At 39.3% G+C, this 12,484-nt stretch carries 6 protein-coding genes; 2 read left to right on the top strand and 4 right to left on the bottom strand.

Annotated features, from left to right (window positions below; all coding sequences use genetic code 11):
- The 4 genes from H5186_RS14145 to H5186_RS14130 form a co-directional block, all read right to left on the bottom strand.
- On the bottom strand, nt 1-479 hold a 479-nt coding region (locus H5186_RS14145; protein ID WP_182718401.1), incomplete at its 3' end, for a winged helix-turn-helix domain-containing protein.
- 305 nt (nt 480-784) lie between these two features.
- Nucleotides 785-3,532: a TonB-dependent siderophore receptor gene (locus H5186_RS14140; RefSeq protein ID WP_182718402.1), complete on the bottom strand. Its 2,748-nt coding sequence runs from the start codon at nt 3,530-3,532 to the stop codon at nt 785-787.
- A gap of 499 nt (nt 3,533-4,031) precedes the next feature.
- Nucleotides 4,032-6,905: a TonB-dependent receptor domain-containing protein gene (locus H5186_RS14135; protein WP_182718403.1), complete on the bottom strand. Its 2,874-nt coding sequence runs from the start codon at nt 6,903-6,905 to the stop codon at nt 4,032-4,034.
- A gap of 276 nt (nt 6,906-7,181) precedes the next feature.
- Nucleotides 7,182-9,572 (bottom strand): DNA polymerase II, encoded by a 2,391-nt coding sequence (locus H5186_RS14130; protein ID WP_182794607.1) that lies wholly within the window; start codon nt 9,570-9,572, stop codon nt 7,182-7,184.
- A 60-nt stretch (nt 9,573-9,632) separates the two neighbouring features.
- Here H5186_RS14130 and dinG point away from each other — a divergent pair, with 60 nt between their 5' ends.
- Both dinG and H5186_RS14120 read left to right on the top strand, forming a co-directional pair.
- Nucleotides 9,633-11,708 carry an ATP-dependent DNA helicase DinG gene (gene dinG, locus H5186_RS14125; protein ID WP_182794606.1) on the top strand — a complete coding sequence of 692 codons (2,076 nt, stop codon included), beginning with the start codon at nt 9,633-9,635 and terminating at the stop codon, nt 11,706-11,708.
- A complete protein-coding gene (locus H5186_RS14120) occupies nt 11,708-12,484 on the top strand; it encodes a TSUP family transporter (protein WP_149982809.1) in 777 nt (258 codons plus the stop codon). Before dinG ends, H5186_RS14120 begins: the two co-directional genes overlap by 1 nt.

The raw sequence follows: 12,484 nt of genomic DNA, 5'->3' as shown, positions 1-12,484 counted from the left end.
TTTCCACTTGGAACTTTTTTAAAAGCCTCTTGGCTTTCTTTTGACTGCTTTGGGTGCTTAGAACGGCTTGTGATCCAGCTAAACCCACGCTTCTTGAGCAGTTTGTAAATATGATCGGTGTGATACCTTACATTGAACTGGTCATAAATATACTGAGCAATATCTTCCCCCATTAGTCTGCCTCCTTCTGAAGAACTTGCTGACTGTTTTACATAATCTGACAGTGTGTTTAGTTGTTGTAAGGTTAATTTAACTGGACGACCTTTAATCGGTTTGTTGTTCAAGCCAGTAACGCCATTATTAAGGTCGTTTGAAACCCATTTATTGGCACTGCCGCGCGCTGTATTTAGGCGCTTAGCAATATTCGTTCTGTTTTCACCCTCAAAGAATAATGAAACAGCAAGCAGGCGTATTCGCTTTCTTGCATTCGGCTCTTTACGTGATAAAGCTAAAAGTTGCTTGGATTTTTCTAAGTTCAATTTAGTAAAAGTAGATAAGTATCAGTGTGCTAATTAGATCACATAATTTGGCAGATTGGTATTATGCCATTAAAGGGAAAGCACGTTGATATACCATTAGTATCGTAACAAACTACTAACCTAGTCATATCTGTTGCTTGTTTAGTTAAATTATCGAAGATTAGAAGTGGCAATTAGTTCTTTTTATTAACCGATATTAAGATAATGCTTGAAAATAAAACGTCAATTTTTGATAAAAAAATACCTGCAGATTAAAATTAGCAGGTATTTCATATGGCTAGTTACTTGTTAGCAATATTTAGTTGTTAAAACTTGAATGTTGCTTTTAAGTAGTATTCACGACCGGTCAAACGATGAACACGAATAAGTGCACCGTTATCGCCGTTACTTACATATGGCGGCTCTTTATCAGAGATATTATTGATACCTAAACTAAGAGTTAAATGCTCAAAATTATAGTAACCATTGATGTCATTATACGCTACCGTACCTACACGGTCAGATAAAACACCATTTGGCTCAGCATAGTCATCTACAGCACTTTGATATTGGATGGTATGAGTAAGACCCCAATCACCTTGTGAGTAGTTTGTTCTAAAGTTAGCACGAAGTTTATTAAACGCACCACGTCCACCGTTTGCAACATCAGCACCGTATCCACCAAGAAGTTCTGTTGTTTCCAAACCTTCAGCTTCATTGTGATCTAATTCAAGAACATAAGTACCATTTAAGTTAAACTTCAACTCACCACCTAATACATCTAGGCCGTATTTTAAGTCAAAGTCTATACCACTTGAATTAAAAATACCTAAGTTCTGAGTCGATAATTCAACACCACTTAAACTACCTTGCGAATCACGACGAGGACCACCTACTGTACCATAAGCAACTGGGCCTTTAATTTGAGCACATAATGGTGAAGAAAAGTCTTTACTATTATAACATTCATTACTAATAGTACCGATTGAAAGCTCACCTATAATATCTGTAATTTCAATATCATAATAATCTAGCGCTACACTGAAACCTTCGATAAACTCTGGAGCCCATACAACGCCTAAATTTTTACTTTCCGATTGCTCAGGACCAATATCAGGATTACCACCTACCCAAGAGCCAGACTGTTGGTTAGGTTGTGCCCAATCACCTGGTAGACCATCTGCAGCACAGTTAGCCTTAAGTTCAGCGCTTGCATCAGGATTAGAACCATATTTAATACATGGATCAGTATAAGTTTCAGCTGAATTAGCACGAGGTGCAAATAAAGTACTCACGCCAGGTGTTCTGAAGCCCTCTGATAAATTAGCGCGAACTAATAAATCTGAATATGGGCGCCATTCAATAGCAAACTTAGTAGTAACTTCAGCGTCATCAATTAAGCTTACATCAGTGCGACGTGCAGCTGCTGTAAAATCTAAACGCTCAGCAAACGGTAAGTCAGCTAAAATAGGCACATTAATCTCAGCATAAAATGATTCAGTTGTATAACCGCCATCAGTTCCGTCTGGTGCTACACCATAAATTGCCCCAAGACCAGCCGCACCGTCCGGTAACGATGTATAATGAGTCGTTAAATGTTCATACCCCGTTGCCCAAGCAATAGTACCGGCTGGTAATTCAAAGCTTGTTTCACCAGCAATATTGAACTGTAATTGTGTATCTTCTGCTTTACTTGTTGAGCTCATTGGAACAATAATCCAATCTCTCATATCATTTGTTAGAGAGTCTTTTTGGAACGGGTCCCATACTCCCGGACAAGCTGCATTAGCAGAACATAATTCTGGATCTACCAATGTATTAGCACGTTCTTGGTGAATACGCCCACCGATTTCTTCAGTTCTACGGCGGCTATTGAACGAATAGCTTGTGTCCCAATACCAACCATTGCTAAATTCACCTTCAAAACCAGTAGTAATTAAATATTCAGTAATAGAAAATTCAGAAGTACGTCCTTCAGATTCTGTTAAACGTCGTTGAGCAAATACCTTTTCACCAAATGTATTCCCTGGATTTGTTTCAGGAACAGGCATACTCCAGAAAGTGCCGACAGGTGCCAAACGGGTTTTATTCACACGATGTGTAAATGATGCTTCAGATACAAATGTTACAGTAGAAAAACCACTATCGATAAGTTCGTAATTAGCGGAACCGAAAAGATTATATTTTTCAAGTGGTTGATAAATGATACTAGTATCAGCATAGTTATAACGATCAGCACTTTCTATTGCTCGAGGTTTACCATCCGCGCCTTTAACAAAGGTTTTACCGACAATACCTGGAATAGAGAATGAAGCTGGTGAGGTTGTTGCAGAGCCACCAGCACATACCACTTTGCCCTCAACGCTACCATCTGCATTTTCTTTTGTTATATCTTCTGCGCGCACACAACTTGCCCAATCACGGTCTTCACCATAAATTGCATCACGTTGTTCATAACCTGCTGAGAATACAATATTCCCTTTATCAGTTTCAACACCGGTAATGAACGAGATATTAGACGTTTTGCCGTCATTTTCACTCGTCTGTTGATGGCGGAATTCTATTTCAGCACCAGAGTAATCATTGTTTGTAACAAAGTTAACTACACCAGCAATTGCATCAGAGCCATAAATTGTTGATGCTCCATCGCGTAAAACATCAACTCTCGCTACTGCCGCCATTGGAATAATAGAAATGTCACCACTGAAACGACGACCATTTAAAAGAACAAGCGTACGACTCGCACCTAAACCCCTTAGGTTCATTGTTACGCTACCATTACCACCGTTATTAACGTTACTACCGTATGAACCACCACTAATAATTGGTAATTGTTGTACAAATTGCTCAAGGGTAGGAGCACCCGTAGCTTTAATGTCATCTAATGAATAAGTAGTAACAGGTACTGACGTTTCCATATCTGTGCGACTAATACGTGACCCTGTCACTTGAATTCTTTCAACTTTATCAGCGCCCTCTTCAGCAGCAATCGAGCTTGCTGAAAACGCAGCGGTTGAAGCCGCACCAAAAGCGATCGCTAAGCGAACGGCCTTTGAAACTTTATTATTTAACATTTGATTCTCCCTGGGTCATATTTATATATGATTTTATTAGTTTTAATTACTAGAAATTGAGTACTTAAGTGCCAATATATGACACTAAGTACCTAATTGAGCAATGCGATACTAATATTAGAGATGACCAAAGGTCAACAGTTATTTAACCTGAAAATCAATAGTTTTACAGATAAAGAACAAATAAATTCAAGAAAGTTACATTATAACCAATTGTTTTATCTAGAAATAAAGCTTTTATTTATGCTTATAAGGTGATTTCCTTTAAAAAAATAACCATGTAAAAAACCAGTTCTAACTCAATAATTTATAACAAAATCAATAAAAAGTTATGCAATAGGTTGCTTAGTAATGATATCAAAAGCGTTTATGGTGCCTCTAATACTTTCTGAGTTAGTGTTTTGTATCGCGAAAAATTAAATCTATCCTCTACATTACGTAAAAAAAGCCCTAATAGATCGGGCTTTTGTTAACTTTAATTTAATGATTTATAAACCCATTAAAACTTCAAATTTACACTCATGTGGATAAAGCGACCCAATGTATCGTAAAATCCAGCAACTGTGTTTGCATTTGAAGCAATAGTATTACCCACCATTGGAGGTTCTTTATCGAAGATATTATTCATACCACCAGTAAACGTTACATGTTCGTTAATAGAGTAACTACCAGATAAGTCGATAAAACTATAAGAACCTATACCACCGTTTTCAATTAATGAGGCATCTGCTGTTCCATCGTAGTCAATACCACCATAGTAACGCCATTTAGCTCCTACACGCCAGTCATCACGGATGTAATTAACGTTAGCAGTATGACGCCATTTAGGCGAAGCAAAACAGTCTGTATTAATATTACCGGCACAGTCATAAGCTAAGGTTGAATCACCTAAGATAGGTTCAACTTCTTTCTTCATGCTGTAGTAACCGTTAATGTCAAACTTCAAGCTTGCATTTTCTAGATCCATTGAGTAGGCAGCTGTAGCATCAATCCCTTCCCACGTTCTACCACCAATATTATCACTTAGGTTTGTTACAAAACCTGCTTGACCTAACCAAAGGCTACCAGATGGACTACGAGTAATGTTATTACAGAAAAATTCATCACCAGTTTCAGCACAGTTGTTTAATATACGCTCTGCGCCTACTGTACCAATAACCTTTTCGATTTCAATTTTGAAGTAATCAACAGAGAAGTTAAAGTTTTCAAAAGGAGAAGCAACTAAACCAATTGTAAGCGTTTCACCTTCTTCTGGTTGAAGTGCTGGGTTACCACCAGATAGCTGGTTATATTGTCCTGCAGGTGACTCACCAATACTTCCGTATTGTGAATCATTCACGCCAGCATTAGCACATTGGCTTGCTGAGTACGCTGGTCTGTCAGCTGCATCGGCTGCTGTAGGATCACCAGCACAACCGTCTGCACCACTCCAAAGGCCAATACTTTGAGCAGCAAATAACTCACCTACGTTAGGAGCACGTACAACTTTCGCAAAGCTAGTTCTAAATTTGTATGTGTCTGCAAGAGTATAGTCAACACCAATTGAGTAAGTAGTATCTGAACCAGTTGTTGAATAATCAGACCAACGAGCTGCTGCTGAAACATTTAATTCATCTAAGACTGGGATTTGTAACTCACCGTAAACTTCGTTCACGTCAATTGCACCGTATAGGCTTGGTGAAGGTCCACCTTGACCTAATAACTGACCTTCTTCGTAAACTGTGTCTGATACACGTTCGTAATCTTGTTCACGACGCTCAACACCAAATACAGCGCCTATAGGAAGAGATGCCGTAGGAAGAGTCCAATCAAACTCACCACTAATATAACCACTGTAAATAACTTGAGTTACTAGACCCGTTTGAGTACCTACACCTGCAAGTTGAGCTGCTTGCTCTGGTGTTACACCACCAAGTTCAAATACGTTGTAGTATAAACAACCATCTGCCTCATCACATTCTGTCCCTACAGCACCAACGCGAGGAGCTATTTTCGGTGAAAGCAAGTCATTTTTGTAAACAGAGCTTGAAGTCGTTGCAGAGTAGTTGTAGCTAACATCGTATGACCAGTTATCGCTCAGTTCACCTTCCATACCCGTTAGTATTCTGTATGACGAATGCTCTAAGTTATCTGAACGAGGGCCACCTTCTACATTACGTTTACCAATGTATGCAACAAATTGATCAGTTCCATCTTGACTGAATAAGCCTTGAAGCTGCTGCTTTTGAGCATCAGATAATAAAGGGTTATTGTAATCAAATAAAATCTCTTCATTATAGAACGTACCAGATTCAGCAATCTGACCTGCTGTTCTATTATGCATGAAAGAGAACTCTAAATATGGACGGAAAGTTTCATTGATTTCATAATCAATGAAAGTACCTAGAGTAAAACGCTCATTTGGTCTTAAAAAGTGATTAACTGGAGCATAGTTGTAACGATAACCATCGTCCTCTCTAAAACCTGTACCATTTGGATCTAGGTAACCGTAAAAATTTTGTTTGTAATCAACTTCACCATCAACCACGGGGTAGATATCAAAAAATGGGTTTGGAGTTGTACCAGAACCACCACAAGATTGACCCGCGCCATTTAGTGCACAAGATGAATAATCTCGAGAGCCCTGTAACAGTTCAGTTTGACGGTTGTAAGTTACATAACCTACAGCGTGACCTTTGCTGCCATCGAATCCACCACCAACAGTAAAATCTATGCTGTAAGACTTACCATCGATACCTGTACTACCTGTATCGTATTCAAAGCCTTTCTCATCCATCAAACCTTGAATGTATTTGTTATCATTATTGTGTTGATAACCAGAAGTACCTACGTTAAGAGAAATACCTTCGAACTGATCATCCATTACAAAGTTAACAACACCAGCAACAGCATCAGCACCGTAAACAGCAGCTGCACCACCAGTTAAAACATCTACTCGCTTAATCAGTGATGAAGGAATTTGATTTATATCAGCAACTTGAGATGTGATACTACCAGCTTGCATTCTTCGGCCGTTAATCAAAACTAAAGTTCTGTTTGAACCTAGACCACGTAAATCTACTGTTGCAGTACCTGTTGCGCCATTCGCTAAAAATGAACTTTCTGCAGCTTCAATTTGTGGCAACTGATTCAAGATATCTTCAACACGAGTGAAACCGCTTAGTTTAATCTCTTCTGCAGTCATTACAGTAACTGGGCTAGATGTCTCTAAATCTGTCCGCTTAATGCGAGAACCTGTTACTTGAATACGTTCAACTTTTTCAACGCCATCTTTTTCTTCTGCAGCAAATGAGCTGGCAGAAAACGCAGCTGTTGACACTGCACCAAAAGCGATCGCTAAGCGAACTGCCTTTGAAACTTTATTATTTAACATTTGATTCTCCCTGGACCACTATATTGTGGATTATTTTTATTTAGCTTTTGTAAACTATCGCAACAATTATGTTGCAAACGCATCACGATACTAAACAAAAAAAACCAATATGCCAACATTTGTTCACATTAATTTAATTTAACCGGCATAAAAACCCAGAAAATGCAATAAAACGGTACAAAAACGATTAAAATAGCAACAATATATTTTAATAACACTTTCAAAAGTACACTTTTTAGCAACAAAAAAATTAACAATACCGATATTTGGAACTATTTAAATAAGTTGTAATTGTGCTTTATTGGGCGAATTGAAATCTTTATTCAAGGGAAGAAGGATCATTTGTGCGATTGGTTTGAGTTGTTTTTCGACATAAATTGCATAGTCATATTTTTGACTTGTCTGGGTTTGCTGCACGTTTGCATAGAGCTCTGCACCAACATGAGTGTATACATATTCAACAATTTGGCCTTTATTAATAACAAATTCAGGGTGAGTTGCTTGGTGTTTTTTGACAGCTTGGACTTGAGGTGGGATATTTTTTTGATAATCAGCCAAGTGTTGGCCGAGTTTTTTTCTGTATACGAGTTTGTCGTCAAATTCCCCAGCATACAAACGGGTAATGTAACTTTCAATAATAGGGGTTAACATTTCAACAGTAAAACTGTCGCTGAATAAAGTTTCAAATAGTTCGGTTTGAAATTCATGCGCTAATTCTGTCCAGTCACTTCGCACGGTTTCCATACCTTTAAAAATTAATTCTTTTTTATCATCTCCTTGTACCTGGCCAACATAACGTTTTTTTGAACCGGTGGTTTTTCCACGGATAGTCGGCATAAAAAATGGGCTATAAAGTGTTTCGAATTCTATTTCTAAATAACTTTGTGTCGCAAAGCGCTGTTTTATTGTTTGCTGCCATTTTTCATTAATAGTATTAGCTAATTGCTTGCCAATTTCTTTGCAGTTATCTGAATCAAGTTCATCTGGTAGGCTCACAAATGTTGAATCGGTATCACCATAAATAACAGTATAACCAAGCTCTTCGATCCACAATCTGCTGGTTTGCATTATTTCATGACCACGCAAAGTAATAGAGCTTGATAAGCGTGGATCGTAAAAACGACACCCCTTTGAGCCTAACACGCCGTATAAACTGTTCATGATGATTTTTATAGCTTGCGACAGCATGGGCTGAGCAGTATTTTTTGCGTGTTGCCGTGATGAGGCTAACTTTTTTATTAAATTAGGAAGGTGATGTTCAGTGCGAGAAAAAAAAGCGTCTTTAAAACCTGCAATCGCGTTATCAGGCTCCTCTAAGCCGCGAATTAACCCAAGCGGATCAATACAAAACGTTTGCATAATTGATGGATACAAGCTTTTAAAATCTAACACGATAACATTTTTATACAGCCCTGGAATTGACTCCATCACAAAACCGCCTGGGCTTTCAAACGATAAGCCATGATCGCCTGTATTCGGTGCGACATAGCCGCTACGATGTAATAACGGTAAATATAAATTAGTAAAAGCAGCCACTGAGCCACCCATTCGTTCCAGCTCAAGCCCTGTTAACTGCGTGCGAACAATAGCAAATTCAATGAGTTTTAACTTTGCAAAAATACGATTAACTAACACACAATCTTGACGATTATAGGCCGCTAGCGAGAGCTTATCTTCATTATATTGACGAATAATTTCACTCAAGCGGTTATCGCTTTGGATTAACTTTTTCTCGCCTAGTATTTTATGGCTCACATTAGCCAGTGAGAAACTATCAAAATGATAAGTAGCATTTTTTAGCGTATCTATGCCATCGATAACACAGCGCCCAGGCAGAGTTAAACGGGTAAAATGTCCTTCTCTGATCTGTAATTGACCATTACCTCGACCCAATAATAATTTAACGCCAAGGGCATCCGCGCGTCGATTAAGTACATTAAAATCAAATTCAATGACGTTCCAACCAATAATAATGTCAGGATCTGCTTGTTGTACCAGCTGTTGTAATTGAGTCAGCAAATCAATTTCATCATGGCACCAATGAATAGTCTGTTCACTCTGTTGTGGCTCGCCAACCATAATAACGCAATCAATGCCCTCACCTACTAAACCAACTGAAAACAACACGCCTTCACCACTGCACTCAATATCCAATGACAGCGTTTTAAAACGTGGTTTATACGAATCAGCTGCTTTTAGCTGGGCATTGTCGATTTGGATAAAGCCAGCTTGTTGAGTAACGTCGCCTGTCACCCACACCCCACCTCGAATAAAACGCTCCATTAAAAAGCGATCGCTGTGGCGTACATCACCTTCATATACTGTGATCTGGTTTTCTAGGGGTTGGTTTTCTAAAAGCTGCCTTGCTTGATATAACGCTTGTGAGCTTGAAAAATAGCAAGCGATGCATTGTTCGCCACTAAAGTGTTTAATCGCAACGTCTTTAAATTCGACATTGATATTGTGCTTTGATAACAACTGAGCAGCTAAAGCACGTTGTTTTATTAAAATAAAAAATACCGCTTGTTGATTTGGCACTAACACTTTTATCGGACCATGATCAGAGCTTAGCCAATAGCACAGTGTGATCCCACTATGGCGGCTATACTTATCAGCAGAATATTGTTGCCTAGAAAGTATAAAGCCTTGATAGATTGCTTGTGTCAATGTTCGATCCCAATTAATATACAGCACTGTGATTATATACATACTTTAGGTTATTGACCCATGCTTTCTGATGCATTAAAAACGACGATAAGAAAAATTCACAAGCATGTGGCCGATAACCTCAGTGATTATCGCCCTCGGAGTAGCCAAAATTACTTAGTAGCCGAAATTGCAAAAACACTGGCGGGCGAGTACCACAAAAAACAGCGGATCTGCGTTATTGAAGCTGGTACTGGTACGGGTAAATCGCTGGCTTATTGTTTAGGCGCATTACCGCTGGCGCTTGCACAAAAAAAGAAGTTAATTATTTCTACTGCAACGGTAGCCCTTCAAGAGCAATTAATAAGTAAAGAACTCCCCTTTTTTAAAAAACATTCAGGCCTTGATTTCAAGTTTGATTTAGTCAAAGGCCGCCAGCGCTACCTATGTGCTCACAAACTACATAATGCTGTCAACGGTGATAATCAAACGCAAATGGACTTTATGCCCACCCTTACTTCGCCACTGGGTGCGATGGAAACTAAATGTTTGCAGCAACTCTACGATGCTTACACCAATAAAAAGTGGCAAGGCGATCGAGACAGCTGGGCAGATACTATCCCTGATCGCGTTTGGGGATTAATTGCTTGCGATAAACATGCTTGTCAAAGACAAATGAAAGCACATCAAACCTGCCCTTTTCAACTTGCTCGTCAACGCTTGATGCAAATGGATGTATTAGTGATTAACCATTCATTATTATTAGCTGATCTTGATTTAGGTGGCGGGAAAATTTTGCCCGAGCCAGATAATAGTATTTACGTTATTGATGAAGCTCATCATCTTGCTCATATTACGCGTGACTTTTCATCTGCCGCAGCGACGATTAAAGGCACCATTGATTGGCTTGATAAACTCACTAAATTTAGTGGCAAAATGGCCAAAGTATTAGTAGGTCAAAAAGCCATTGGGCAAAATTTTAAGCTCTGTGACAGTATTAATGATGCCAATAAAGACTTAAAAGTTGTTCGCGATATTTTGGATAATGCCGATTTTAACTATTCAAAAGACGATACATACCGATTTGAACATGGTGAAATACCTGAATCGTTACACGCTAAAGCCAAAGATATCAGCGAGGCGACCCTCGATGCTCTGCGCTGCTTAAATAAAATGCACGATACCTTAGTACAAGATGTCAGTGATGGTGATATCAAACCCTATGTTGCCGATCCTATTTTAGGCGAAAGCGGTCATTACATTAATCGTTTAGAGCAACTAAACAAACTTTGGTATAGCTACGCCACCAAGGGTGAAGGCACACCACATGCACGTTGGATAAAGCGTTTAGAATACAAAAACCATCACGACCATCTACTCAGCGATTGCCCTATTGAAGTTGGCTACTATTTAAAAGATAAACTGTGGCGACAATGTGCCGGTGCGGTTTTATGCTCAGCGACCCTGACTGCACTTGGTTCATTCGATCATTTTGCTTACGAAAGCGGTCTTACTAAAGAAGAAGGTGTAAAATACTTAAAAGTACCTTCTCCGTTTGATTATCCTAATCAAGCCACTTTGCACATACCAACATCACACATCGAGCCGACCGATAAAGAATTTAGTGATCATCTGGCCAAAGTATTGCCGGATCACTTAAATACGCAACATGCTAATTTAGTGTTGTTTGCATCTTACTGGCAAATGGATCATGTAGTAAAAGCCTTGCGCGCTAAAAACCTCGATATTTTAGTACAAGGTGAAATGTCCCGTGAAGCACTATTAAAACAACACACAAAAAATATAGATGCAGGCAAAGGCAGTATTTTATTTGGCACCCAGAGTTTGTCGGAAGGGCTAGATTTACCCGGTAAATACCTTGAAAACTTGGTGATCACTAAAATTCCATTCGCGGTGCCCACCTCCCCTATTGAAGAGGCACAAGCAGAGTTTGTACAAAGCAAAGGCGGCAATCCATTTTTATCTATCACAGTGCCCGATGCGGCTAAGAAATTAGTGCAAAGCTGTGGTAGACTGCTGCGTAAAGAGAACGATCAAGGGCGGATCACCATCCTCGATCGCCGTTTAGTGACCAAGCGATATGGCAAGGCCATGCTTGACACATTACCACCCTTTAAAAGACAAATAGATTATTAATGTTTGAACTTGCACTAGACCCAACAACCTGGGCACTTCTTTGCGCCGTGGCACTTGCCGCAGGCTTTATAGACGCAGTAGCCGGTGGCGGCGGTATGTTAACTGTACCCGCGCTTTTAACCGCTGGACTGCCCCCCCATTTAACACTCGGCACTAATAAACTCGCCGCGAGCTTTGGCTCACTCACTGCAAGTGTGACTTACTTTCGTAAGCAACTATTTAATCCTCGCTTTTGGGCAGCGTCAATTATTGCAACCGCCATCGGCTCATTATTAGGCACATTAATTGTTGACTACCTTAGTATTGAATTTTTAAACAAACTCTTACCCATCGTCATTATTTTAGTCGCTTGTTATAGCTTGTTTGGCAATTTAAGCACGGTAGAGCACGATGATCTTCCACCATTGAATAGAGCAACAAAAATAAAACAATGGTTGCAAGGCTTAAGCTTAGGCTTTTTTGATGGCTTGGCAGGCCCTGGTACCGGCACTTTTTGGACTGCGTCAAATAGCTTACTGTATAAAATGAGTTTACTGCTAAACTGTGGTTTAGCCCGTTCAATGAATTTTGTGTCAAATTTTGTATCACTGATCACTTTTGTAGCGCTTGGTCATGTTAACTTTTTACTCGGCATCACAATGGGCTTCTTTTTGATGTTTGGAGCCTGGCTTGGAGCTCATTCAGCAATTCGGTTTGGCAGTAAGTTTATTCGTCCTGTTTTTAATACTGTGGTGATAATTTTAGCGTTAAAACTAATTTACGAGGCTTATTTATAA

The sequence above is a fragment of the Pseudoalteromonas sp. SG41-2 genome (assembly GCF_014164535.1).
GTDB lineage: Bacteria > Pseudomonadota > Gammaproteobacteria > Enterobacterales > Alteromonadaceae > Pseudoalteromonas > Pseudoalteromonas rhizosphaerae.
Note: the sequence above shows the minus strand (reverse complement) of the source record. Positions and strands in the feature narration are given on the sequence as shown.

Coding starts and splice junctions, on each gene's coding strand:
- H5186_RS14140 (WP_182718402.1), bottom strand. CDS start 3,532: ATGTTAAATAATAAAGTTTCAAAGGCCGTTCGCTTAGCGATCGCTTTT.
- H5186_RS14135 (WP_182718403.1), bottom strand. CDS start 6,905: ATGTTAAATAATAAAGTTTCAAAGGCAGTTCGCTTAGCGATCGCTTTT.
- dinG (WP_182794606.1), top strand. CDS start 9,633: ATGCTTTCTGATGCATTAAAAACGACGATAAGAAAAATTCACAAGCAT.
- H5186_RS14120 (WP_149982809.1), top strand. CDS start 11,708: ATGTTTGAACTTGCACTAGACCCAACAACCTGGGCACTTCTTTGCGCC.